Here is a 26,463-nt window from a genome sequence, read left to right as displayed (position 1 = left end):
AGGTGACCCGAGGTGGTCCGAGGTGGTCCGAGGTGGTCCGAGGTGGGAGGTTCAGTCCGTGGACTCCTCGGGGTCGGGGTGTTCGGGGTGCACGGTGTCGGAGCGCTCCTCGTCCTGTCGCCGCGCGCCCGGCTGGTCCACGCTGGGGGCCTGCCCGTCCGGGCGGTCGGCGTTCTCGGCGCTGCCCTCCCAGGGGTCGGCGTCGGCCCCGGCCTGCTGGTCGGGAGGGTCGCGCGGGATCGGCTTCTCGTCCTCGCCCGGGGTTTCGTACCGGCGGTCGGTCACGGTGCGCTCCGTTCGTCTGCTCGCCTGCTCATCTGCTCGTCTTCCGCTCATCTGCTCGTCTTCCGCTTCTCTACTCGTCTTCGGGTTCCGTGGATTCGCGGTCTCCGAGGGCTTCAGAGGGGTCCGGCGGACGCACCTGTGCGATCACGAAGCCGCTGCGGGGCCTGGTCGGGACGCGGCGCAGCGGGATGCGCAGGTCCTGCTCGGGCACCTCGTAGTCAAGGCGCGCGAGCCGTGGCAGCAGGGCGGTGAGGATCGCGAGGGTGACGTCCTCGCCCGGGCAGCGGTGCCCCTGGGCGGCTTCGCCGCCGCCCTGCGGCACGAGTTCGTCGCGGCCCGGTTCACGGCCGGTGAACCGCTCGGGGTCGAAGGCGTACGGCTCCCGCCACAGCCCCGGGTCGTGGTTCTGCCCGTACAGGTCGAGCAGCACCAGGGTGTCCTCGGCGATGGGCTCGCCGTGCCAGTCCACGTCCCCGGCGGCGAGCCCGGCGACGAACGGCGCGAACGGATAGAAGCGCCGCACCTCGTGGGCGAACGCCCGGGCGTAGTCGTCGCCCTCCTTGGCCAGGCGCGTCCGCAGCTCCGGGTGCCGGTGCAGCGCGTGGGCGCCGAACACGGCGTACCAGGTGACGGCAGCCGTCGGGCGGATCACGTTGAGGATCTCGACGGCGGCGGTGCGCGGATCGAGCAGGGTGCCGTCGGCGTCGCGGTGCTCGGCGACGGCGCGCAGCACGGTGTGCGGGCCCGCCGCCGGGCCCTGCTCCGCCGCGCCGTCCCGCGCGGCGTCGGGCTCCCCGGCGGCAGGCGCGCGGGCCTCCTCGACCGCGCGGGCCAGGCGCTCCTCCTGGCGTCGCCGCGCGCGGCGGGCCCGCCAGTACCGGGGCCCCGCGGTGGCGAAGCCGTCGATCATCGCCACCAGGTCCCGTGCCGTCTCCTGCGCCTCGGCGTCGGTGCGCACGCTCTGCGGGACGCCCGCCCAGGCGCACACGGCACGGGTGATCAGGACGCTCACCTCGTCGAACAGGGTCACCTCGGAGCGCTCCGCCCACTGCTCGCGGGACCGCTGCCACTCCTCGGCGACCCTCCGCGCCAGGGCCGCGACGCCGGAGGGGTCCTTGAGCAGTGAGACGAAGACGGCCTTGCGGGCGCGGTGCTCCTCGCCGTCGAGGGTGTGCACGGCCCCCTGGCCGAACAGGGTGCTGAGCACCGGCTCGGGCAGGGCCGCGCGGCGCCGCACGTGGCGCTCGTCGTAGAAGAACGCGACGGCCGCGGGACCGCGCAGCGCCAGGGCGGGCCTGCCCAGCAGCCGCGTGCGGACGGGCCCCGGGCCCTGCCTGCGGCTCAGGTCTGGGAGCCACGCGTAGCCCTGGGAGAGCAGCGCCAGCGTGTTGTCGACCATCGGATCCTCCCGGGTGGTGCCGACTCCTCGGACGGGGAGTACGGGTGCCCGGGGCCGCCCGGATGTATCACACGCGACGCGGCTGCCCACGGGCTCCTCAGCCGCCCTGCTCGCCGTGCCCTTCCTCCCGCCGACCGCCCCGCGCGTCCTGACCGCCCCGCGCGTCCTGGGCGCCCGGCCCGCCCTCCGCGCCCGCCAGGCTGAACTCGCGCATCAGCGCCGCCAGCTCGTGCGCGGAGCCGGGCCGCTCGGCGAAGCGGTCGGCGACGCGCCGCTGGATCTCCGTGTCCTTCTCCTGGCTGAGCTTGAACATGGCCTGCGCGGACCGCACCTCGAAGCGGAAGGCGCCGACGGCGGGGCCGATCATGCGGAAGTAGTCAAGCGACTCGTCCATCCGCCAGCCGTCGCCGAAGTCGCGCTCGTACTGCGTGACCGTGTCCTGGACGACCCTCAGCGTGTCCTCGAAGTCCGGCAGCGGATGCAGCGTGCCCTCGACGTGGGCCGCCACGAAGTTCCACGTCGGCGCCGCCGGGCTCTGCTCGTAGACGGTCGGCGAGACATAGCTGTGCGGCCCGGTGAAGACCAGCTTGGCGTCCATGGCGTCGGACAGGGACCCCCAGTGGGGGTTGGCGCGGTTCATGTGCCCGAACAGGGTGGTGCCCGCCAGGTCGTCGGCGCCGGGGGCCGTCCCGCCCTCGGGGACCGCGTCGCCCGAGGGGGGTCTCTCGCTGCCGGGGTCGAAGATCACCGGCAGATGGGTGGCGTACGGCACCGAGGGGCCGTTCGTCACCAGCGTGGCGAGGGGGTAGCGGGCCATGACCTGCCGGATCCACCCCCGGCCCATGCTCTTGTACATCGGCGGAACGTACATGGCTACCTCGCGAGGACGGAGAGGATGGAGTCGACGATTTCGCCGGAGCGGACCGCCGTGTTGGACAGCAGCCCGGCGGCCAGGCCGTGGGAGTGCTCCGATCCGGCGCCGTGCACGTAGATGCCGCACCGCACTGCGTCCGACGTGGCCACCCGGTAGTCGCGGCCGAGGACGAGGCGGCCCTCGTCGTCGCGCTTGCACTCGCCGACGACGTCCTGGAGCAGCGGCAGCGGGTCGCTCGGCGCGTAGCCGGTGGCGCAGACCACGGCGTCGGCCTCGATGACCTCGCTCGTGCCCGTGGCCAGCTCCTTGACCGTCACGCGCACGCCGTCCGCGTGCTCCGCCGCGGCGACGACGCGGGACATGTTGCGGATCCACAGGCGCTGCTGCCCGAGCACGCGCTCCTGGTAGCTCGTGCGGTAGAGGGATTCCGCGAGCTCCAGGTCGACGACGGAGTAGTTGGTGTTCTCGTGGTAGCCGAGCAGTTGCCGCTTCACCTCGGGCGCCGCGCCGTAGAACGCGCCGACGGCCTTCGGGTCGAAGATGCCGTTCACGAACGGGCTGTCGTCGGCGACGCTGTAGCCGTAGCGGGAGAACACCGAGTGCACCTCGGCGGTCGGGAACGTCCGGTGCAGGTAGTCGGTGGCCTCGGCGGCGCTCTGGCCCGCGCCGATGACGACCAGGCGGCGGGGGGCGTCCCCGATCGTCGCCGCCCGGTCCATCAGCCGGGAGCTGTGCCAGACGCGCCGCGACTCCTGGATGCCGTCGGGCATGCGCGGCGTGAGTCCGGTGCCGACGGCGACGTTCCGGGCGCGCCGGACGACGGTGTGCTCGCCGTCGTCGCCGGTCACCCGCGCCTCCACGTCGAGGTGCGCCACGACGCCGTCCACGGTCACGGGCCTGAGCGCGACCACCTCGGCGCCGTAGGTCACGACCGGGTCGAACTGCCGGGCCACCCAGTCCAGGTAGTCGTGGAACTCCACGCGCAGCGGGAAGAGGGTCTTGCTGTTGATGAACTCGGCGACCCGGTCCTTGGTCTTCAGGTACTGCATGAAGGTGTAGCGGCTCATCGGGTTGCGCATGGTGGCCAGGTCCTTCAGGAACGAGACCTGCATGGTCGCGCCCTCGATGAGCATGCCGCGGTGCCAGCCGAACGCGGGCTGCCGCTCGAAGAACGCCATGCGCGAGCGTGGTTCCCCGGCCGTGTGCGGGGCGGTCTCCTCGAAGGCGATCGCCAGGGCCGCGTTGGACGGGCCGAAGCCGATCCCCACGAGGTCCGCGGCCGCCGCTTCCGGAGGTGTCGTGTCGTCCGGAGGTGTCATCAGGGGTGCCAACTTTCCCAGTCGTGTGCGGTCCGGCCGGGCGTCGTACGCCGGTGTCCCACCGCGGCGGGACCGGCGCGCGGCCCGCCCGGCCGGGGAGGGGTGGTCGTCCGGGCGCACCGGCCCGGGGTGGCGTCCCGCGCCGGGGGCGTGCGTGCCCGTCCGGCCAGGTCGCCGTGTCGTGTGCCGTGGGTCGTGAGGGTCGTGAGGGTCGTGAGGGTCGTGAGGGTCGTGTGCCGCGGGTCGTGAAGGTCGCCTGCCGTGGGTCGCGAGGGGCGCGTGCCGCGGGTCGTGGGCAGGGCGCGGGCCGTCAGTCAGTCCGCCGCCACGTCGGCCCGCCGCGCGGATTCCAGCGGGTCATCCGGCGGGCGCCCGGTCACCCCATCACCTCCAGCGGGCGCAGCGTGGCCCGCGCCCAGCCGACGATCTCGTCGAGGGAGTCCCGCGAGGTGAAGATCCGCAGTACCCCGAGGTCGACGAGTTGCCGCGCGTCCCCCGGCGGGATGATGCCGCCGCAGAACACCGGCACGTCCGCCGCGTCGTTCTCGACCAGGAGCTTCAGGACCCTCGGCACCAGCTCCATGTGGGCGCCGGACAGCAGCGACAGGCCGATCGCGTCGGCGCTCTCCTCCAGGGCGGTGTGGACGATCTGCTCGGGCGTCTGGCGCAGGCCGGTGTAGATGACCTCCATCCCGGCGTCGCGCAGGGCCCGCGCCACCACCTTCGCGCCCCGGTCGTGGCCGTCGAGCCCGGGCTTGGCGACCACCACCCGCACGCGCTGCGCCTGCCCCTTCGCGTGCCCCGTGTCCGCGTACGGAGCCGGTGTCGCCGTCATGCCGCCATCAGCGGAGTGATCCGGTCCTCGCCGATCCGGGCGCGCAGCGCGGGGTCGGTGACGCCGAGGCCGCGCGTGGGCGCGAGGCACAGGACGCCGACCTTGCCGAGGTGCTCGTTGAGCTGGATGGTGCGCGCCGCCTCGGCGGTCTCCTGGAACGGGTACACCGCGGACAGCATCGGCTGCACCCGGCCGCGCTGGATGAGGCGGTTGGTCTGCCACTGCTCGTACAGGTTCGCGCCGTGGCTGCCGACGATCTTCTTCAGCCGCATCCACAGGTAGCGGTTGTCGAAGGTGTGCTGGTAGCCGGTGCTCGAACCGCAGGTCACGATGGTGCCGCCGCGCCGGGCGACGAACACGGAGATGCCGAACGTCTGGCGGCCGACGTGCTCGAAGACGATGTTCGGGTCCTCGCCGATCTCCCGCCTGATGATCTTCCCGAGGCGCTTGCCGGTCGCCACGGTGACGTCGGGGTCGGCGGAGATCTCACCGATCTCGCGCCGGTCGATGACCAGTTCGCAGCCGAGCCTGCGGGCGATCTCGGCCTTCTCGTCGGAGCTGACGATGCCGATCGGGATGCCGCCGCCGTTGCGCACGAACTGCACGGCGTAGCCGCCGAGGCCGCCCGCGGCGCCCCAGACGAGTACCACGTCGCCCTGGCGCATGTTCGCGCCGCGCTCGCTGACCAGCATCCGGTAGGCGGTGGCGGCGCACAGCGGGTTGCTGGCCGCCTCCTCCCAGGTGAGGTGGGCGGCCTTGGGCAGCAGCTGGCTGGCGCGGACCACCGCGTAGTCGGCGAGGCCGCCGAAGTTGGTCTCGAAGCCCCAGGCCCGCTGCTCGTCGCCCAGCATGCCGTCGTGGTGGGTGAGCGGCGCCTGGTCGTCGACGTGGGCCGTCGCCACGGCCACGTGGTCGCCGACCTTCCAGTTCCGCACGCCGTCCCCGACGCGCACGATCACCCCGGCGGCGTCCGAGCCGAGCACGTGGTACGGCTGGTCGTGGCGCGCGGCCCAGCCGCCCTGCTTGGCGTAGTGCCGCAGGAACGTGAAGGTGGGCAGCGGCTCGAAGGTCGCCGACCAGATCGTGTTGTAGTTCATCGCCGCGGCCATGACGGCGACGAGGACCTCGTCCGGGGCGAGTTCGGGCATCGGCACGCGGCCGATGTGGAGGGACTTGCGTACGTCCTTGTCCTCCACACCGGCGAAGATGCCGACGTCCTCGGCCCGCAGATAGGCCGCGTTGTAGTCGCCGGGGACCGGTGTCCGGGCCAGTTCGTCCGGGGCGGCGCCCGCGATCACGGCTGCCGAGAGGTCGTCCATGGTCATCCTTCCTTGGGGGCGGTGTCAGGGGCGGTGTCGGGGATGGCGCCGGAGATGGCGTCGGGGTCGGTGCCGGGGGTGGCGTCGGGGCGGGTGATCCTGATGCGTCCCGGCAGGTCGCTGCCGTGCAACCACCTCCGCAGGTGGGCGCGCAGCTCCCGGGCGCTCGGGGCGTCGGGCCCGCGCCCGGTCACGACGAGCACCGCGGTCTCGGTGCGGGCCTTCTCCAGGCGTACGTCGGCGTCCTCGACCCATGGGTGGGTGCGGGCGGCGCGGGTGACGGCGGCGGCGTCGATCAGGCTCCGGGTGCGGATCCAGCGGCCGTCGCGCGGCCCGATGAGCCGGGCGTCGCCGTCGGCGGCCACGTACCCCAGGTCGCCGGTCGGCACCTCGCGGCCGTCGGGGAGGCGGGCGTGCAGCGTCCCCGCGACGGACCGCGGCAGCGCCTGTCCCGCGCGCCCCCGGGCGGTGAACGCGACACCGGCGGCGGGCAGCAGGCGCGGCGGGTTCGGCGCGTCGTCGTCCACGACGGTCCCCGCGCGGACCCCGCCGCGCACGTACGGCGTGCCGGTGGCGTCCGGTGCCGGGCGGTCGGCGACCGCCGCGGTGACCGAGGGCGTCGTGCGGTCCGCGGCGAAGTCGGCGACGGCGGTGCGGAAGTCGGCGAGGAGCTGCTCGGCCTCCGCGGCCCCCATGAGGTCCTGGCGGTAGTCCAGGCGCACCCGGCAGTGCGGCCAGTCCGCCCGGATCTGGAGGGTGCGGGCCAGGGCCGCGTTGGTGTTGGGCGTGAAGAAGTCCCAGTCGGCGCGCAGGCCCGGGACGTCCAGGTCGAGCCCGGCGGGCGGCCGTGGGAACGACAGGCCGAGTGCGGTGCTGAGCCGTCCGAGGGGCTTGCCGGGCACACCGGCGATCAGGTCGACGAACGGGACGCGGCGGTAGCGCGCCAGGTGCCCGAGCGCCCCGCGCGCGGCGGCCACGGACTGCTCGACGGTGGCGCGGGGGGCGATCTCCACGGGTACGGGGACCACGTTGATCTGGAGTCCCGCGATGTGGGCGGTGCGCTCGTCGCTGACGTCGGACGCCAGGCCGAGCAGCGGATGGGCGTTGTCGTACGCGGCGAGCTGCCGGGTCAGCGCCGCCAGGAGCATGGTGAAGGTGCTGACCTGGTACGCCTTGGCCATGCGGCGCAGCGCGGCGACCGCGTCGGGGTCCAGCGCGACGGTCGGCGACGAGACGATGGACCGGTCCCCCAGGCGCCCGCCCTCGGGCAGGGCGAGCGGGGACGCCCTGTCGACGGTCTCCCGCCAGAAGGCGAGGGCCTCCTCGATCACGTCCGTGGGGGCGACGGGCGTGTCGAGGGCCGCCAGGGGCTCCGGGGTGACGGGCTCGCCCGCGCGCAGGGCGCGCAGGTACCGGGTGAACTCCCGGGCGACGACGAACTTGCTGCGCCCGTCGAATCCGGCGTGGTGCGCCTCGAACACGACGGAGCGGCGCTCGGGGCCGTGCGTCAGGAGCCGGAAGCGGATGGGCGCCTCGGTGCCGAGGTCCCAGTGGCGGCGCTGCTCGGGCCGCTGCCGCCAGGCGCGGACGGCCGCCGCCTCCTCGCCGTCGGGGCAGGCGAGTGCGGCCTGGTCGAAGGCGCAGGCGTCGCGCGCGGACAGGACGCACTGGCGCAACTGCCCGTCGACCAGGCGCAGTACGGAGCGCAGCGGCTCGTGGCGGTGCAGCACGGCCCGCGCCGCCGCTTCCAGGTGGTGCGGGTCGACGGCGCCGCGGAGGGTCGCCACGAAGTAGCCGCCGCCGCTGATGGAGGGGTCGATGGCCGCCTCCGCCCACAGCGCGTACTGTCCGGCGTCGGCGGGCCGGTCGTGCAGGATCGCCGTCATGGGCGGCCGTCCCCGCGGTCGTCCCGGCGGCCGTCCCCACGGTCGTCCCCGCGGTCGTCCCGGCGGTCGTCCCGGCGGCCGCCCTCACGCCCGTCCCGGCGGCGTCGGCGGCGGCTCAGGTCGTCCGCGATGAGCGTGACGACGGCCTCCCGGTCGATCTTCCCGCTGGGGGTGCGCGGCAGTTCGGGCAGCTCGGTCACCGAGACCGGCACCGCGACCTCCGGCAGCACCTTGCGCAGCCGCTCCAGCGTGTCGGCCTCCACGGACCCGCCGCGGCCCTCGCGCGGCACGACCGCGGCGCGCAGGCTGGTGTGCCCGGACCTGGTCGGCACCAGGGTGGTCGCGGCGGCGGCGACGTCGGGGTCCGCGAGGAGCTGGGCGTCGACCTCCAACAGGTCCACGCGGATGCCGCGGATCTTGGTCTGGCTGTCCATGCGGGACAGGAACCGCACGCCGTCCGGGGTGAGTTCGACCAGGTCGCCGGTGCGGAAGGCGCGGGTGTGCCCGGCCGGGGACGGGGCGATGGTGAGATAGCGCTCGGCGGTCAGCTCGGGGCGGCCGAGGTACCCCTCGGACAGGGGGTGACCGGCCACCAGGAGTTCCCCGATGTGCGGGGTCTCCGGGTCCTCCGGGTCGATGAGCAGTTCGCAGCCGGGCAGCGGCACCCCGATCGGGGGCAGATGGGGCCACTCCCGGGGGTCGGGGCCCAGGATGTGGGAGGTCACCATGGCGGACTCGCTCTGCCCGTAGTGGTTGACCAGGCGGCAGCCGGGCAGCCCGGCGAACAGGGACCGGATGTCCTCCGAGCAGACGACCTGCTCACCGGCGGTGTTCACCTCGACCAGGCGCAGCGGGGCGAGGGTCTCGGGGCGGGCGGTCACCGCCAGCATCTGGAGGGCGACGAACGGCAGGAAGAGCCGCTCGATCCGCTGCTCGGCGAGCCAGCGAAGCAGCCTCGCCGGTTCGCGCCGCAGCCGCTCCGGCATGACCGTGAGCGTGCCGCCGCCGCACAGCGTGCCGAGGATCTCCTGGAAGGAGACGTCGAAGTTCAGCGGCGCGAACTGGGCGGTGCGCAGGTCGGGGCGCGGCGAGTGGGCGGCCTGCCAGTCGACCATGGCGTCCACGCAGCGGTGGGTGAGGGCCACGCCCTTGGGCCAGCCGGTGGAGCCGGAGGTGTAGATGACGTACACCGGCAGGTCCGGGTCACAGGCGGCCGGGCGGAGGTCCGGGGGCGTGGTGGCGTCGGGTGCCTCGCCGACGCCGAGGACCGGGCCGTCGTAGCGGAGGCGGGTGTGCTCGGTGGCGACGACGGCCCGCGGACGGCAGTCGTCGACCATGAACTGGAGGCGGTCGACGGGGTACTCGGGGTCCAGCGGCACATAGGTGGCGCCGCGGAGCATCACGCCGAGCAGCGCGGCGACGGCGCCCGCGCCGCGCGGCAGCGCCACCGCGACCCGGTCCCCGGTGGCGACGTCGGCGGCGGCCAGCTCGGCGGCGACCGCCTGGGCCCAGGCGGCCAGTTCCGCGTAGGTGTAGGAGCGGTCGGCGTCGACGAGGGCGGTGCGCAGCGGGTCGGCGCCGACGTGCCGGGCGAAGGTCGCGAGGAAGCAGTCCGGCGTCACCGGGCCGCCCCACAGCGACAGGTAGGCGGGCGCTGTCACGCGGTGGCTCCCTCGGACGCGGCGGCGGCCAGCTCCTCGTCGACGGCGTCCACGAACTCCTCGAGGGTGGGGTTGTCGAACAGCAGGTGCAGCTCCGCCTCCAGGCCGTACTCGCGCTCGATCAGGGCGAGGATCTTCGCGGCCACGAGGGAGTCGCCGCCCAGGTCGAAGAAGTTGTCCTCGGGCGTCAGGCCGTCCTCGCCGGTGGCGCGCTCCCAGAACGCGACGATGGTCTCGGTGAGCTGCTGCTTGTGCTGCTGGGTCATGTCTCTTCGCTATCCACTCGGGTGCTGGTCCCGGACGCGTCCGGGGTGGGGAAGGGGGGGTTACGCGGTGCCGTCGGCCCGTGGGCCCGACGCACGCGCCGCGGGCGCCGCGGCGACCGGCGCGGCCACTGTCACGGCCGCCGTGGCCGCCATGACCGCCGTGGCCGTCACGCGCCCGGCGGCCGCGCCGGTGCCGGTGCCTGTGCTTGGAGCCCGTCCGCCACGGCCCGCTGCATCTGGCCGATGCTGGCCCGCGCCCGGGCCGCCGCGATCATCGAGTCCATGACGTTGCGTCCGGCGGCGACGTCCTCGGTCAGGGCGCGCAGTTCGGCCTCGCACGTCCCGCGCCGGAAGGGCCGCCGCCGTCCGGGCACGACGCCGGAGCGCAGCTGCCGCTCGGTGAGCCAGTCCTCCTCCTCGGACTCCTCGGCGTCGGCGACGCCGACCGTGGGACCGGCTCCCTCGTACGCCATGTCGTCGATGCGGGACTCCAGCCAGCCGCTGCGCAGGCAGGCGAGGAGTCCGCCGCGGGCCTCGATGTCGTCGAGCCAGCCGACGGCCTCGGCCTCGATCTCGTCGGCGATGCGGGCGATCGCGTCGGAGCCGCCGAGCGGGTCGACGTACCGGGCCAGGTCGGTCTCCTTGAGGAGGATCTGCTGGACGCGCAGCGCGACGCGCGCGGACAGCTGCCCGGGCGTCTGGGCGGCCTCGTCGAAGCCGCACACGTGCAGCGACTGGACGCCGCCGAGGACGGCCGCCATGGCCTGGACGGTGGTGCGGGCGATGTTGTTCAGGGGTTCGCTGGCGGCGAGGGCGGAGCCGAAGGTGTTGACCTGGATGCGCATCCGGGTCGATTTGTCGTTCTGGGCGCCGAACAGCTTCACCATGCGCCGCGCGTACATCCGGCGCAGCACGCGGAACTTGGCGGCCTCGGCGAGCACCTCCATGTGGGTGCCGAAGATGAAGCTGAGGCGCGGGGCGACCTCGTCCACGGTGAAGCCCCGGTCCAGCATGCCCTTCAGGTACTGCTCGGCGTCGGCGATGCCGAGCGCCACTTCGAGGGACCGGCTGGCCCCGGCCTCGCGGGCGTGGCCGCCGGAGATGGAGACCGGGTTGACCTTGGGCAGGTGGCGCACGCAGTGCTCGATGACGTCGAGGGAGAAGCGGAAGCTGTCGTCGAGGTCGAACACGAACGCCTTGCGGGCCGCGTGCTCCTTCAGCATCTCGTTCTGGAGGGTGCCGCGCAGCAGCGCCGGGTCGACGCCGGACTCCTCCGCGACGACGATCCACAGGGCGAGGATCATCGGCGCGGTCGCGTTGATGGTGAACGACACCGACACCTGGTCCAGCGGGATGCCCTCGAACACCGCGGCGAGGTCGTCGACGGTGGCCACCGACACCCCGGCGCGGCCGACCTCGCCGACGGCCGCCGGGTCGTCGGGGTCGAGGCCGAGCTGCGTGGGCAGGTCGAAGGCCAGGGAGAGCCCGGTCTCGCCGCGGTCGAGGAGGTAGTGGAAGCGCTTGTTGGTGTCGAGGCCGTCACCGAGGCCCGCCAACTGCCTGATCGTCCACGGCCGGGACGTGTACCCCTGGGGATGGATTCCGCCCTCGTACGGAAACTCACCGGCTCTGGTCATCGACGCCACCTTCCAGTTCGGCGTGCAGCAGGTCGCCGTAGGCGGCCACCGCATCGGGACTCACCATGTCGTTGTGCTCGCAGTCGACGGCGTACTCGGTCACCCCGCCGGTGACGTAGGGCGTCCAGTCGCGGGAGTAGCCCGTCGCGGTGTCCTCCGCGGCCGCCGTGAACACCACGGCGGTGCCGTCGAACACCTCGGGTGTGTGGCCGTGCCACAGCTCGGAGTTGGAGCGGAGGTTGTGCACGACGTGCCGGATCATCCAGGCGGGCGGGAGGGCGGCGCCCAGGCCCGTCTGGCTCTCCACCCACGCCGCGATCTCGTCGTGGGTGGTCAGCTCGGGCGGCGCGGGCAGCTCGGCGTTCTTGGAGACGAAGTACCTCAGGACGTCGGTCTCGTCGAACTCCTCGTCCGGTGACCGCGCGGCGCCGGGCTCCACGAGGGCCGCGTCGAGCAGCACCAGGTGCCGCACGGTGGCGCCCCTGCGCTGGAGGGCGACGGCGACCTGGTGGGCGACGACGCCGCCGAAGGACCAGCCGAGCAGGTCGTAGGGGCCCTCGGTGTGGAGGGACTGCACGAGGTCGGCGTATCGCTCGGCCAACTCGCGGATGGTGGGCGGCCGTTCGCCGCCGTCGGGGGTCTGCTGGATACCGATGACGGGGCGCTTCAGGGCGCCGCCGAGGGCCCGGTAGGCCCAGCTGACGCCGCCGCCGGGGTGGACGCAGAACAGCGGCGTTCCGCTGCCCTGGCGCACGGTGACGACCTGGGGCATCTCGTCGGCGTCCGACCAGTCGTAGAGCTGGCGGCTGAGCCCTCGGACGGTCGGCGCCTCCATCAGGGCGCGGACGCCGACTTCGGAGTCGAAGGACTCGCGTACGGCGGCCACGACCCGCATCGCGGACAGCGAGTTGCCGCCCAGGTCGAAGAACGAGTCGTCCACACCGACCCTCGGCACGTCCAGCACCCGAGCGAAGATCCCGGCAAGGATCTCCTCCACGGGAGTGGACGGCGCCCGGTACTCCCCTCCGGTGAACTCCGGCTCCGGCAGGGCCCGCTTGTCGAGCTTGCCGTTGACGGTCAGCGGCAGGTCGTCGATCACCATCACCACGGCCGGGACCATGTACTCCGGGAGGTGCACCGCCACGTCACCGCGCACCGCGTTCCCGTCGACGCCCTCATCGGCGGGCACCACATAGCCGATCAGCTGCTTCCCGGCGTCGGTGTCGCGGACGACCACCGCCGCCCGCTCCACACCGGACGCGTCGGCAAGCGCCGCCTCCACCTCACCCAACTCGACCCGGAACCCCCGGATCTTCACCTGGTCGTCCGAACGGCCGACGTACTCAAGGTCCCCGTCGCGGTTCCACCGCACGAGGTCGCCCGTGCGGTACATGCGCGTGCCCGGCGGGCCGAACGGGCAGGCCACGAAGCGTGCCGCCGTCAGGCCGTGGCGGCCCATGTAGCCCCTGCCGACGCTGCGCCCGGCCACGTACAGCTCGCCCACGACGCCCACCGGCACCCGGCGGAGCCCCGTGTCCAGGACGAACAGCGCGTCGCCCGGCACCGGCGCTCCGATGGGCGCGCCCGCGCCGGGTCGCAGGGGCCGCTCATCGAGGCGTAGAACGTCTCGGTCTCCCCATAGCCGTTGATCATGGCGCGGCCGGGGGCCCAGCGCTCCACCAGCCCGGGCGGGCAGGCCTCGCCGCCGACGAAGACGGTCCGCACGCCGTCCAGGCCCTCCGGGGAGAGCATGTCGAGCGCGGACGGGGTCTGGTTGACGGTGGTGACCCGCTCGTCGACGAGCAGCCGGTGGAAGTCGTCGGGCGAGCCGACGGCGTGCTCGGGCACCACGACCAGGCGCCCGCCGTGCAGCAGCGCGCCCCACATCTCCCACACCGACACGTCGAACACATAGGACGCGAACAGCGACCACACCTGGTCCGGGGTCGGCACGAAGGCCCGCTGGGAGGGGGCGTACATCTGCGTCACGTTCGCCTGGGTGATGCCGACGCCCTTGGGGACGCCGGTCGTTCCGGAGGTGTAGGTGATGTACGCGAGCTGGTGCGGGTCCGGCAGCGGCAGCGCCTCCGCGGGCCCGGTGGCGGCGGCCGGGTCGTCGACGTCGACCACGGGGACGCCGGACGCCTCGACGCGGTGCGCGAGCCGGGCCGTGGTGAGGACCGCGACGGGAGAGGCGTCGCCGAGGACGAACTTCAGGCGCTCGTCGGGGTGTTTGACGTCGATCGGCAGATAGGTCGCGCCCAGCTTCAGCACGGCCAGGATCGCGATGACGGTGTGCTGCGAGCGGGGCAGCAGCAGGGCGACGACGTCGCCGGTGCCGATGCCGCGCCCGGCGAGGTGGCGCGCGAGCCGCGTGGTGGTCGCGTCGAGGTCGCGGTACGTCCACGACCGGTCCTCGTACACCAGCGCCACGTCGTCCGGGCGCTGGCGCACCTGGTCGGCGAAGAGCGCGGGGATCGACGGGTCGCTGGCGGGCTCGAACAGCGCCGAGCGCTGTCCGAGGGCGTCCAGGTGCGCCCGCTCCGCCTCGTCGAGGAGGTCGACGGCGAGCACGGGCCGGTCCGCGTCGGCGAGCAGCGTCGCCAGCAGGCGCTGCCAGCGGTCCACGACGCGGGCGACGGTCTCGGCGTCGTACACGTCGGTGCGGTACTCGACGACGCCGCCGATCCCGGCGGGGCGACCGGAGTCGTCGTACCGCTCGCGGAGGCTGAAGGTGAGGTCCATGCGGGCGGTGAGGGTGTCCGCGCGGAGCGGGGCGATGGCGAGGCCGGGCAGGGACAGGTCGGGCAGGGTGACGTTCTGCCAGGCGAACAGGACCTGGATCAGGGGATGGTGGGCCTGGGTGCGCACCGGGTTGAGCCGGTCCACCAGCGCGTCGAACGGCACGTCCTGGTGCGCGAACGCGTCCAGGCTCCGCTCCCGCACCTGCCCCAGCAGCTCAGCGAAGCTCTCCTCACCGGACACCTCGGTGCGCAGCACCAGCGTGTTGACGAAGAACCCCACCATGTCGTCGAATTCCGACCGGCCACGCCCCGCCGTCGGCACACCGAACGCCACATCGGCACTCCCGCTCAGCCCCGACAACAGCACCGAGAGGGCGGCGGACATCACCATGAACGTGGTCGCGTTGTGCTCGCGTGCCGCGCGCTGGACCCGCTCCTGGAGTTCCGCGGGCCAGTCGACGAGGACCTGGCCGCCGCGGTGGTCGGCCACCGCCGGGTAGGGCCGGTCCGTCGGCAGCTCCAGCAGGCCCTCGAATCCGGCGAGGTCCTTCTCCCAGAACTCCATCTGGCGGCGCAGCGCACTGTCGGCGTCCGCCTCGCCGCCCAGCAGCTGGTGCTGCCAGAGCGTGAAGTCGGCGTACTGCACGGGCAGTTGGGACCACGCGGGTGCGGTCCCCGCGCGGCGGGCCTGGTAGGCGGTGAGGAAGTCCCGTACCAGGGGTGCGAGGGACGAGCCGTCCCCGGCGATGTGGTGCACGACCAGGGCGAGGCGGTGTTCGGTGGCGGTGACGGCGAAGAGCCGTGCGCGGAAGGGGACGTCGGCGGCCAGGTCGAAGGTGTGGCGCGTGACCGCGCCGACGGCGTCGTCGATCTGCTGCCCGGTCCACGCGGTGGCGTCGACGGCCTCCCAGTCGACCTGCGCGGCATCGAGCACGCGCTGTTCCGGCACGCCGTCCACGGCCGGGAACACCGTCCGCAGACTCTCGTGGCGGGCCACCACATCCGCGACCGCCGCGCCCAGCGCGTCCACGTCCAGCTCACCGGTCAGCCTCAGCACCAGCGGGATGTTGTACGTCGCCGACGGCCCCTCCAACTGGTGGATGAACCACAGGCGGCGCTGCGCGAACGACAGCGGCAGCCGCTCAGGACGCACCACCGGCACCCATGCCTGCCCCGGCCCCGACGGGTCGCCCACGAGCCGGGCGAGCCCCGCCACCGTTGACGCGTCCATCAGGGCGCGGACGCCGACTTCGGAGTCGAAGGACTCGCGTACGGCGGCCACGACCCGCATGGCGGACAGCGAGTTGCCGCCCAGGTCGAAGAACGAGTCGTCCACGCCGACCCTCGGCACGTCCAGCACCCGGGCGAAGATCCCCGCAAGGATCTCCTCCACTGGCGACGACGGCGCCCGGTACTCCCCACCGGTGAACTCCGGGGCGGGCAGGGCCCGCTTGTCCAGCTTGCCGTTGACGGTCAGCGGCAGGTCGTCGACGACCATCACCACGGCCGGGACCATGTACTCCGGGAGCCGCACCGCCACATCACCGCGCACCGCGTTCCCATCGACGCTGGTGCCGGACGGCACCACATAGCCGACCAGCTGCTTCCCGGCGTCGGTGTCGCGGACCACCACCGCCGCCCGCTCCACACCGGACGCGGCGGCGAGCGCCGCCTCCACCTCACCCAGCTCGACCCGGAAGCCCCGGATCTTCACCTGGTCGTCCGAACGGCCGAGATACTCCAGCTCCCCGTCGCGGTTCCACCGCACCAGGTCACCGGTGCGGTACATGCGCGCGCCCGCCGGGCCGTAGGGGTTGGCGACGAACCGGGACGCCGTCAGGCCCGGGCGGCGGACATAGCCGCGCGCCACGCCGTGCCCGGCGATGTACAGCTCGCCGACCACCCCCACCGGCACCCGGCGCAGCCCGCCGTCCAGGACGAACAGCGCGTCGCCCGGCACCGGCGCCCCGATGGGCGCGCCCCTCCCGGGACGCAGGGGGGCGCTCATCGCCGCGTAGACGGTGCCTTCGGTCGGGCCGTAGGCGTTGACCAGGGCGCGGCCCGGGGCCCAGCGGTCGACGAGGTCGGCCGGGCAGGCCTCGCCGCCGACGAAGACGGTCCGTACGCCGTCCAGGCCCTCGGGCGTCAGACGGCCCAGGGCGGACGGGGTCTGCGTCAGGACGGTGACGCGCTCGTCGACGAGCAGGGCGTGGAAGTCGGTGGCGGACCGGACGGCGTCCTCCGAGGCGACGACCAGGCGCCCGCCGTGCAGCAGCGCGCCCCACATCTCCCACACCGACACGTCGAAGACATACGAGTGGAACAGCGACCACACCTGTCCGGGCGCCAGCTCGGACGGCCGCGCGGACGCGGTGAACAGCTGTGTCACGTTGGCGTGGGTGACGGCGACGCCCTTGGGGGTGCCGGTGGTGCCGGAGGTGTAGATGACGTAGGCGACACGGTCGGCGTCGGGGGCGGGCAGGGCCGCGGTCGGCTGCTGGGCCAGGGCCGGGTCCTCGACGTCCACGACGGTGACGTCATGCCCGTGCGCTCGCCGAGCGAGGGTGCCCGTCGTGACGACCGCCGCCGGTGCGGCGTCGGCGAGGACGAACGCGATCCGCTCGTCGGGGTGGTGGACGTCGATCGGCAGATAGGCCGCGCCCAGCTTCAGCGCCGCCAGGATCGCGACGACGGTGTGCTGCGACCGGGGCAGCAGCAGCGCGACGACGTCGCCCGCGGTCACCCCCCGGCTGGCCAGCAGGTGCGCGAGCCGCGCCGACGCCTCGTCGAGTTCCCGGTAGGTCCACGAGCGGCCCTCGAACACGACGGCCACCGCCTCGGGGCGCTGCCGCACCTGTTCGGCGAACAGCGCGGGGATCGACGGGGCCGCCTGGGGCCTGGTGAGCACCTCGCGGTTGCCGAGCGCGTCCAGGCGCGCCGACTCGTCGCCGCCGAGGACGTCCAGCGTGGCAAGGGGCCGGTCCGCGTCGGCGGCCATGGCCGTCACCAGCGTCTCCAGCCGGGCCAGGATCCGCTGGGCGGCCCGCTCGTCGTGGATGTCGGTGCGGTACTCGAGGCGCAGCCGCAGCTGGTGGCCCGGCCAGGCCTGGAGCGTGAGCGGGTAGTGCGTGAACTCGCGGCTGGACGCGATGCGCACGCCGAGGCCGTCGCTGTCGAGCTGCCCGCGGGACGCCTCCAGCGGATAGTTCTCGTACACGAACAGCGTGTCGAAGAGGCGCTGGTGCCCGGCGGCGCGCTGGATGTCCGCGAGCGACACGAACTGGTGGTCGAGGCCGTCGTGGTAGGCGTCCCGCAGCGCGTCGATCAGGTCGGCGGCGGTCGTGCCCGCGGTCATGCGGGCGCGCACGGGCAGGGTGTTGATGAACATGCCGACGGCCGACTCGCTGCCGGGCAGGTCCGCGGGGCGGCCGGAGACGGTGGTGCCGAAGACGACGTCCTGGGCGCCGGTCAGCGCTCCGAGGAGGCGGGCCCAGGCGGCTTGCAGCACGATGTTCAGGGTCGTGTTCCGGGCGCGGGCCAGGCGTTCCAGGGCGCGCGTCGTGCTCGCCGGGAGGTCGGCCCGCAGCAGGGCGCGCCCGCCGGTGCCGGGGTGGCCCGCCCGGTCCACCAGGGTCGGCGCGTCCAGGTCGGCGAGCAGGGCCCGCCAGTGCCGCTCGGCGGCGTCCCGGTCCTGCGCGGCCAGCCACTCGACGTAGCTGCGGAAGGCCGGGGCGGGCGGCAGGGGCTCACGCCGGTAGGCGGCGAAGACCTCCCGCAGCAGGATCTGCAGGGACCAGCCGTCCACGACGATGTGGTGCACGGACAGCACCAGCGTGTGCCGGTCCGGCGCGGACCGGCACAGCAGGGCGCGCAGCGGCGCCTCGTCCGTGAGGCGGCCACAGGCGGCGAGTTCCGCGTCGAGCAGCTCCCGCTCGCCACCGTCGGGGCCGTCGGGGCCGACGGGCAGCACCGTCCAGGGCACGCGTGGGTGCCGGGGGATGATCTGCACGGGGTCCGCGAGGTGGTCGGTGACGAAGCGGGCCACCAGGTTGGGGTGGCGCGCGACCACGGTGTCCACGGCGTCGCGCAGCCGCTCCGCGTCCAGCGGGCCGGTGATCTCGATGCCCAGCTGCACGGTGTACAGCTCGGCGGGTTCGGTGCCCTCGGACCGGCGGTGGAAGAGGAGTCCGGTCTGGAGCGGCGTCAGCGGCAGCAGGTCGGCCGGTTCCACGAGCTGTTCGAGGCGGGCTATCTGCTGCCGGGTCAGGGCGGCCGGGGCGACGTCGGAGGGGGTGAGGCCCCCGCCGCCCCGCCGCACGTACGCGGCGATGCCCGCCAGGGCGTCCTGCCAGCGCGCCTGGAGTTCGGTGACGTAGGCGCTGTCCAGCCGCTCCCCGCCCAGCTCCAGGTGGCGTGGAGTTCGGGCCGCTCGCCGTTGTCGAGGACGACCGCGTTGATGTCGAGGGTGTGCGGAAGCAGCATCGACCGCGCGGTGAGGCGCCGGGCGTCGGGCGACTCCAGGGGGCCGAGGATCCGCCAGTCGTCGCGGTCCCCGCCGGTGGGGGGCGCGCCGCGGCGGCCGAGGTAGTTGAAGCCGACCGCGGGGTCGCCGCCGGGCAGGTCGGCGCTGTCGCCGAGGTACTTCAGCAGGCCGTACGTGAGTCCGTCGGGGACGGCGCGCAGCTGCTCCTTGGCGTCCTTGACCCAGTCGCCGAGGGCGGCGCCACCGGCGAGGACGGTGTCGCGGTCCAGGGGCGGGGCGGTCAGCGCCACGGGGTGCTTGGCGGTGAACCAGCCGACGGTGCCGGTCAGGTCGATGCCGTCGGCGACCTCGTCGCGGCGGCCGTGGCCCTCGACGTCGACGCGGAAGGGCGCGCCGAAGTGCCGGTGCTGCTGGGCCAGGGCCGTGCCGAGCGCGATCAGCAGCAGTTCCTCGACGGTGACCCGCAGTGCGGCGGTGGCCCGGGTGACGAGGGTGTCCGTCAGGTCGGGGGCGACGGACATCGACAGCTGCTCCACGGTCGCCCAGGGGGTGGCGGCCGGGTCCGGCGGCGGCAGCAGGGCGGCGGCCGACTCTACGCGCCGCCAGCTCGGCAGGTGCGCGGTGACGGCGGGGCTCGTGGCGTGCTCGGCGAGGGTGGCGGCCCAGCGGCGGAAGGAGGTGCCGCCGGTGGTGCGGGCGATCGGTCGGCCCTCGGTGAGCTGCCGCCACCCGGCGGCGATATCCCGCTGGATGATCCCCCAGGACACGGCGTCCACCGCGAGGTGGTGGACGACGAGCAGCAGGTGCCTGGCGGGCGCGGCCCACAGGGCGCGCACCATGACGCCGCGCCCGGGGTCGAGCTGCCGCAGCGCGTCGGTGAACGCCGCGTCGGTGAGCGCGTCGACGGCGGTGACGTGGTCGGCGGCGTCGACCGCTCCCGCGGGCGGGATCACGAGCTGCCAGGGGGCATCCGACGGGCGGCCGTCCGCCGGTACGGTGCCGTCCACCGGGACGGTGCCGTCGCCCGCCCGCAGCCGCAGCATCGCGTGCCGGTCGAGGAGCGCCTGGAGCAGTGCGACCACGTCGCCGTGCTCGGCCCGCTCGGGTGCCTGGAACAGCATGGTCTGGTTGAACGCGCCCACGGGCGCGCCGAGTTGGTTCAGCCAGCGGATGATGGGCGTGGCCGTCAGCGGGCCGCTGTCGTCGTGCGGCTCGCCCGTGGGCGGGGCGTCGGCGCCGGTGGGCTGCGCGACGCGGGCGACGCGCGCCACGGTCTGCTCGACGAGGATGTCACGGGGCTTGCAGTGCAGGCCGACCTCCCTGGCCTGGGAGACGACCTGCATGGACGAGATGCTGTCGCCGCCGAGGTCGAAGAACGAGTCGTCGACGCCGACGCGGGCCACGCCGAGGACGCGGGCGTAGATGGCGGCCAGGGCCTCCTCGGCGGCGGTGCTCGGGGCGCGGTGGCCGTCGGTGTCGCCGTAGGCGGGCTGAGGCAGGGCGCGCTTGTCGAGCTTGCCGTTGACGGTCATCGGCAGGGCGTCCACCACGACGACCGCCGCGGGCACCATGTACTCGGGCAGCCGCTCGCCGGTGCGGCGGCGCAGCGCGGCGCCGTCCGGGGTGCTTCCGGCGGCGGGCACGACGTAGCCGACGAGGCGCTTGTGGCCGGGCGTGTCCTCGCGGACGACGACGGCGGCCTGGGCCACGCCCGGCGCGGCGCGCAGCACCGACTCGACCTCGCCCGGCTCGACCCGGTAGCCGCGGATCTTCACCTGGTCGTCGGCGCGGCCCACGTACTCGAGGTCGCCGTCGCGGTTCCACCGCACCAGGTCGCCGGTGCGGTACAGGCGCGAGCCCGGCGGGCCGTAGGGGTTGGCGACGAACCGGGACGCCGTCAGGCCGGGGCGGCGCACATAGCCGCGGGCGACGCCGCGCCCGGCGACGTACAGCTCACCGGCGACGCCGACCGGCACCCGGCGCAGGCCGCCGTCGAGGACGAACAGCGCGGTGCCGGAACCGGGGGCGCCGATCGGGACGGCCGCGCCGGGGGCCAGTGGTGCGCTCATCGACGCGTAGACGGTGCACTCCGTCGGCCCGTACGCGTTGATCATCGCGCGGCCGGGGGCCCACCGCTCGACCAGTTCGGCGGGGCAGGCCTCGCCGCCGACCAGCAGCACCTCGACCGATGCGAGGCCCTCGGGCGACAGGCGGGCGAGCGCGGACGGCGTCTGCGTGAGGACCGTGACGCGCTCCCGCACCAGCAGGTCGTGGAAGTCCGCGGGCGCGTACACCGTCTCGTCGGGTACGACGACCAGGCGGCCGCCGTTGAGGAGCGCGCCCCACGTCTCCCAGACCGCGAAGTCGAAGGCGTACGAGTGGAACAGCGTCCACACGTGGTCCTGCGGCCGTGCGGCGGCGGTCCGTCCGGCGGCGGCCAGGCGGTCGAGGTGCGTGGCGACCAGGTCGGCGATGCCGCGGTGGGTGACGGCGACGCCCTTGGGGGTGCCGGTGGTGCCGGAGGTGTAGATGACGTACGCGGCCTGGTCGGCGTCCGGGTGGGGCAGGGCGGTGGTGGGCTGCTGGGCGAGGGCGGGGTCGGCGACGTCGACGACGGGCGTCCGGCGGGCGTCGAGCCGGTCGGCCAGCTCGCCGGTGGTGAGGACGGCGCGGGGCGCGGCGTCGTCGAGGACGAACGCGATCCGCTCGTCGGGGTGGTGGACGTCGATCGGCACATAGGCCGCGCCCAGCTTCAGCACGGCCAGGACGGCGGTCACGGTGTGATCCGAGCGGGGCAGCAGCAGGGCGACGACGTCGCCGGTGCCGATGCCGTGCCCGGCGAGGAGGTGCGCGAGCCGCGCCGACGCCTCGTCCACCTCCCGGTAGGTCCACGACCGGTCCTCGTACGCGAGGGCCACGTCGTCCGGGCGCCGCCGCACCTGGGCGGCGAACAACTGCGGCACCGACGCCGGGGCGCCCGGCTCGGTCAGGGCCGACCGCTGGCCCAGCGCGTCGAGTCGGGCCAGCTCGTCCTCGTCGAGGACGTCGAGCGACGCCAGCGGCCGGTCCGGGTCGGCGGCCAGGGCCGTGAGGAGTCGCTGCCAGCGTGCCACCATGCGGGCGACGGTGGCGGCGTCGTAGAGGTCGGTGCGGTACTCGACGACGCCGCCGATCCCGGCGGGGCGGCCGTCGTCCGTGAACCGCTCCCGCAGGCTGAACGCCAGGTCCATGCGGGCGGCCCCGATGTCGACGGAGGCGACGTCGAGGTCGAGGCCCGGCACCTTCAGGTCGGGGAGCGCGTTGTTCTGCCAGCCGAACAGGACCTGGATCAGCGGGTGGTGGGCCTGGGTGCGCACCGGGTTGAGCCGGTCCACCAGCGCGTCGAACGGCACGTCCTGGTGCGCGAACGCGTCCAGGCTCCGCTCCCGCACCTGCCCCAGCAACTCGGCGAAGCTCGCCTCACCGGACACCTCGGTGCGCAGCACCAGCGTGTTGACGAAGAAACCCACCATGTCGTCGAACTCCGACCGCCCACGCCCCGCCGTCGGCACACCGAACGCCACATCGGCACTCCCGCTCAGCCCCGACAACAGCACCGAGAGACCGGCGGACATCACCATGAACGTGGTCGCGTCGCGCTCCCGCGCGACCCGCCGCACCGCCTCCTGGAACGCGGCGGGCAGGTCGACGGCGAGGCGGCCGCCGCGCTGGTCGGCCTCGGCCGGGTAGGGCCGGTCGGTCGGCAGCTCCAGCCTGCTCGGCAGCCCGGCCAGCGCCCGCTCCCAGTACTCCGTCTGGCGGCGCAGCGCGCTGTCGGCGTCCGCCTCGTCGCCCAGCTGCTGGTGCTGCCAGAGCGTGTAGTCGGCGTACTGCACGGGCAGCGGGGTCCACTCCGGTGCCGCCTGGGCGTGGCGGGCCTGGTAGGCGCTCCACAGGTCGCGCAGCAGCGGGGCGAGCGACCAGCCGTCCCCGGCGATGTGGTGCAGGACCAGGACGAGCCGGTGCGCGGTGGCCGAGGTGGTGAAGAGCGTTGCGCGGAAGGGCAGTTCGGTGGCCAGTTCGAAGCCGTACCGCCCGCGTTCCCGTACGGCGTCGTCGACCTGCCGCTCGGTCCACGCGGTGGCGTCGACGACCTCCCAGGCGACCTCGGAGGCATCGAGCACGCGCTGTTCCGGCACGCCGTCCACCGCCGGGAACACCGTCCGCAGACTCTCGTGGCGCGCCACCACATCCGCGACCGCCGCACCCAGCGCATCCGCGTCCAGCTCACCGGTGAGCCTCAGCACCAGCGGAATGTTGTACGTCGGCGACGGCCCCTCCACCTGGTGGATGAACCACAGGCGGCGCTGCGCGAACGACAGCGGCAGCCGCTCGGGCCGCGTGGCGACAACCCACGGGGAGCCGTCGCCGGGCGCGTCCTCCCCGGCCCCGTCCAGCAGGCGTGCCATCCCGGCCACCGTGGAGGCCTCCCACAGCGCCCGTACGGCGATCTCGGAACCGAAGGACTCGCGTACGGCGGCGACGACCCGCATCGCGGACAGCGAGTTGCCGCCCAGGTCGAAGAACGAGTCGTCGACACCGACCCTCGGCACATCGAGCACCCGGGCGAAGATCCCGGCAAGGATCTCCTCCACGGGCGTGGACGGCGCCCGGTACTCCCCACCCGCGAACCGCGGCTCCGGAAGCGCTCGCTTGTCCAGCTTGCCGTTGACCGTCAGCGGCAGGTCATCGACGACCATCACCACGGCCGGGACCATGTACTCCGGGAGGTGCACCGCCACATCACCGCGCACCGCGTTCCCGTCGACGCTGGTACCGCCGGACGGCACCACATAGCCGACCAGCTGCTTCCCGGCGTCGGTGTCCCGCACCAGCACGGCCGCCCGCTCCACACCGGACGCACCGGCAAGGGCCGCCTCCACCTCACCCAGCTCGACCCGGAAGCCCCGGATCTTCACCTGGTCGTCCGAGCGGCCGACGTACTCCAGCTCGCCCGCCCGCGTCCAGCGCACCACATCGCCGGTGCGGTACATGCGCGTGCCCGGCGGGCCGAGCGGGCACGCCACGAAGCGTGCCGCCGTCAGGCCGGGACGGCCCACGTATCCCGTGCCGACGCCGGGCCCCGCCACATACAGGTCGCCGACCACGCCGGTCGGCACGCGCCGCAGGCCCGTATCGAGGACGAAGAACGCCAGGTCGGCGAGCGGCACGCCCACGGGGCTCACATGGCTGTCCAGGTCGGCCGGGGTGATGGTGCGGAAGGAGGCGTGGACGGTCGTCTCCGTCGTGCCGTACATGTTGATCATGTGCGGCCAGGTGGTGCGGCGCTCCAGCCACGGGCGCAGCTTGGACGGTTCGAGGGCCTCGCCCGCGAAGACCACGGCTTCCAGGGCGTCGAGGCCGGGGCCGTCCTGCTCGCGCAGGTCGGCCGCCTGGAGGGCGTAGAACGCGGACGGGGTCTGGCTGAGGACGGTGACCCGCTCGTCGGCGAGCAGGCGGCGGAAGTCGTCGGCGGACCGCACGACGTCCTCGGGTACGACGACCAGGCGCCCGCCGTGCAGCAGCGCGCCCCACATCTCCCACACCGACACGTCGAACGCGTACGAGTGGAACAACGACCAGACGTGCTCGGGGGACGGCACGAAGCCGGGGGCCGTGGACGTGAACAGGCGGGTGACGCTGGCGTGGGTGATGGCGACGCCCTTGGGGACGCCGGTGGTGCCGGACGTGTAGATGACGTAGGCGGTGCGGTCGGCGTCCGGGGCCGGGAGCGCGGCGGTCGGCTGGGTGTCGAGCGCCGGGTCCGTCACGTCCACCACGGGGACGTCGAACGCGGTGACGCGCCGGGCGAGTCGGGCCGTGGTGACGACGGCGGCCGGAGCCGCGTCGCCGAGGATGAAGGCGAGGCGCTCGTCGGGGTGCTTGACGTCGACCGGCACATATGTCGCGCCCAGCTTCAGCACGGCGAGGACGGCGGTCACGGTGTGCTCCGAGCGGGGCAGCAGCAGCGCGACGGTGGCGCCCTCGCCCACGCCGCGCCCGGCGAGGAGGTGCGCGAGCCGCGCCGACGCCTCGTCCACCTCCCGGTAGGTCCACGAGCGGCCCTCGCAAACCAGGGCGACGGCGTCGGGGCGCTGGCGCACCTGGTCGGCGAAGAGCGCGGGGATCGACGGGGCCGCCTGGGTCCTGGTGAGCGCCTCGCGGTTGCCGAGCTTGTCGAGGTGGGCGCGCTCGTCGCCGTCGAGGAGTTCCACCGCGCGGACGGGCTGGTCCATGTCGGCGGCCATCGCGGAGACGATCCGCCGCAGCCGCGCCACCATCAGCTCGACGGTGGCGGCGTCGTACACGTCGGTGCGGTACTCGACGACGCCGCCGATCCCTGCGGGGCGGCCGGAGTCGTCGTAGCGCTCGCCGAGGCTGAACGTCAGGTCCATGCGGGCGGCGCGGGAGCCGGTGCGCACGGGTTCGGCGTCGACGCCGGGCAGGCGCAGGTCGGGCGTGAGGGCGTTCTGCCAGCCGAGCATCACCTGGACCAGCGGGTGGTGCGTCTGGGAGCGGGCGGGGTTGACCAGGTCGACGAGCGCGTCGAACGGCGCGTCCTGGTGCGCGGAGGCGTCCAGGGTGCGCCGCCGGACCTGCTGGAGCAGTTCGGCGCAGGTCAGGTCGGCGGAGACGTCCGCGCGCAGCACCAGCGTGTTGGCGAAGAAGCCCACGAGGTCGGCGAGGTCGGCGTCGCGCCGCCCGGTGGTCGGCACGCCGAAGGCGACGTCGGGGGTGCCGCTCAGACGGGACAGCAGCAGCGAGAGGGCGGCCGAGACGACCATGAAGCCGGTCGACCGGTGCGCGCGGGCCACCTGCCGTACCCGCTCGTGGAGTTCGGCGGGCCAGTCCACGGCGACGCGTGCGCCCCGGTAGTCGGCGACGGCCGGGTAGGGGCGGTCGGTGGGCAGCTCGAGCCTGCCTTCGAAGCCGGACAACGCCCCTTCCCAGTAGCGCAGTTGGCGGCTGAGCACGCTGTGGGGGTCGGACTGGTCGCCGAGGGCGTCGCGCTGCCGGAGGGTGTGGTCGGTGTAGCGGGTCGGCAGCGGCTCCCAGTCGGGTTCGCGGCCGGTGGCGCGGGCGCGGTAGGCCCGTTCGACATCCCGCAGGAGCGGTGCCAGGGACAGGCCGTCGCAGGCGATGTGGTGGGCGACGAGCACCAGGAGGTGTTCGTGCGCCGCGAGCCTGAAGAGGCGGGCGCGGAAGGGGACTTCGGCGGCCAGGTCGAAGGCGTACCACGTGGCGTCCGCGACGGCGGCGTCCCGTTCCCACTGCTCCCAGCGCTCGGCGTCGACGACCTCCCACCCGGAGTCGGCGTCGGCCGCGTCGAGGACGCGCTGTTCCGGCACGCCGTCCACGGCGGGGAACACGGTCCGCAGGCTCTCGTGCCGCCGCACGGCGTCGGCGACCGCCGCGCCCAGCGCCTTGGCGTCCAGGTCACCGGTCAGCTTCAGCACCAGCGGAATGTTGTACGTCGCCGACAGCCCTTCGAGCTGGTGGATGAACCACAGGCGACGCTGGGCAAAAGACAACGGGATCAATGCTCAACCTTACTTCCGCCTGGCAGCGCGGAACTGCCAGTGAGCTACAGGGAGGCGGCGACGGCACACGGCGCGCGGGAACAGCGCGTGCCGCGTGTACGGAAAGCGGGAATGGGGGTGACGAGCGTGCGGAGTGCGGGCACGGTACGTACGGAGGCGTCGAGGTATGGCGTCA

At 74.0% G+C, this 26,463-nt stretch carries 13 protein-coding genes; all 13 read right to left on the bottom strand.

Features of this window, described 5'->3' with window-relative positions:
• Positions 1-51: 51 nt before the first annotated feature.
• Positions 52-285: a hypothetical protein gene (locus ACOBQU_RS36645; protein WP_423633438.1), complete on the bottom strand. Its 234-nt coding sequence runs from the start codon at positions 283-285 to the stop codon at positions 52-54.
• 70 nt (positions 286-355) lie between these two features.
• On the bottom strand, positions 356-1,684 hold the full coding sequence (locus tag ACOBQU_RS36640) for a cytochrome P450 (protein WP_423633436.1): 1,329 nt from the start codon (positions 1,682-1,684) through the stop codon (positions 356-358).
• A gap of 97 nt (positions 1,685-1,781) precedes the next feature.
• Positions 1,782-2,555 (bottom strand): FMN-binding negative transcriptional regulator, encoded by a 774-nt coding sequence (locus ACOBQU_RS36635; RefSeq protein WP_423633434.1) that lies wholly within the window; start codon positions 2,553-2,555, stop codon positions 1,782-1,784.
• A 2-nt stretch (positions 2,556-2,557) separates the two neighbouring features.
• Positions 2,558-3,877 carry a lysine N(6)-hydroxylase/L-ornithine N(5)-oxygenase family protein gene (locus tag ACOBQU_RS36630; protein ID WP_423633432.1) on the bottom strand — a complete coding sequence of 440 codons (1,320 nt, stop codon included), beginning with the start codon at positions 3,875-3,877 and terminating at the stop codon, positions 2,558-2,560.
• A 376-nt stretch (positions 3,878-4,253) separates the two neighbouring features.
• Positions 4,254-4,712: a cobalamin B12-binding domain-containing protein gene (locus ACOBQU_RS36625; RefSeq protein WP_423633430.1), complete on the bottom strand. Its 459-nt coding sequence runs from the start codon at positions 4,710-4,712 to the stop codon at positions 4,254-4,256.
• Positions 4,709-6,031 carry a crotonyl-CoA carboxylase/reductase gene (gene ccrA, locus ACOBQU_RS36620; protein WP_423633428.1) on the bottom strand — a complete coding sequence of 441 codons (1,323 nt, stop codon included), beginning with the start codon at positions 6,029-6,031 and terminating at the stop codon, positions 4,709-4,711. The genes ACOBQU_RS36625 and ccrA overlap by 4 nt, the downstream gene beginning before the upstream one ends.
• A gap of 2 nt (positions 6,032-6,033) precedes the next feature.
• Positions 6,034-7,917, bottom strand: coding sequence for a condensation domain-containing protein (locus tag ACOBQU_RS36615; protein ID WP_423633426.1), 1,884 nt, complete (start codon positions 7,915-7,917; stop codon positions 6,034-6,036).
• The gene (locus tag ACOBQU_RS36610) at positions 7,914-9,578 is read right to left on the bottom strand and encodes an amino acid adenylation domain-containing protein (RefSeq protein ID WP_423633424.1); all 1,665 of its coding nucleotides are present in this window, start codon (positions 9,576-9,578) and stop codon (positions 7,914-7,916) included. The genes ACOBQU_RS36615 and ACOBQU_RS36610 overlap by 4 nt, the downstream gene beginning before the upstream one ends.
• Positions 9,575-9,844, bottom strand: coding sequence for an acyl carrier protein (locus ACOBQU_RS36605; RefSeq protein ID WP_423633422.1), 270 nt, complete (start codon positions 9,842-9,844; stop codon positions 9,575-9,577). Before ACOBQU_RS36605 ends, ACOBQU_RS36610 begins: the two co-directional genes overlap by 4 nt.
• A 167-nt stretch (positions 9,845-10,011) precedes the next feature.
• Entirely contained in the window at positions 10,012-11,481 is a 1,470-nt protein-coding gene (locus ACOBQU_RS36600) for a methylmalonyl-CoA mutase family protein (RefSeq protein WP_423633420.1), read from the bottom strand.
• The gene (locus tag ACOBQU_RS36595; RefSeq protein ID WP_423634956.1) at positions 11,465-12,874 is read right to left on the bottom strand and encodes a thioesterase domain-containing protein; all 1,410 of its coding nucleotides are present in this window, start codon (positions 12,872-12,874) and stop codon (positions 11,465-11,467) included. Before ACOBQU_RS36595 ends, ACOBQU_RS36600 begins: the two co-directional genes overlap by 17 nt.
• A gap of 47 nt (positions 12,875-12,921) precedes the next feature.
• Complete coding sequence (locus tag ACOBQU_RS36590; protein ID WP_423633418.1) at positions 12,922-18,543, bottom strand: amino acid adenylation domain-containing protein; 5,622 nt, start codon at positions 18,541-18,543, stop codon at positions 12,922-12,924.
• A complete protein-coding gene (locus ACOBQU_RS36585; RefSeq protein WP_423633416.1) occupies positions 18,489-26,279 on the bottom strand; it encodes an amino acid adenylation domain-containing protein in 7,791 nt (2,596 codons plus the stop codon). Before ACOBQU_RS36585 ends, ACOBQU_RS36590 begins: the two co-directional genes overlap by 55 nt.
• Positions 26,280-26,463: the final 184 nt, after the last annotated feature.

This window comes from Streptomyces sp. G45 (assembly GCF_049542095.1).
Classification (GTDB): Bacteria; Actinomycetota; Actinomycetes; order Streptomycetales; family Streptomycetaceae; genus Streptomyces.
The sequence above is the reverse complement of the archived record's forward strand: the minus strand, read 5'-3'. Positions and strand labels throughout refer to the sequence as shown.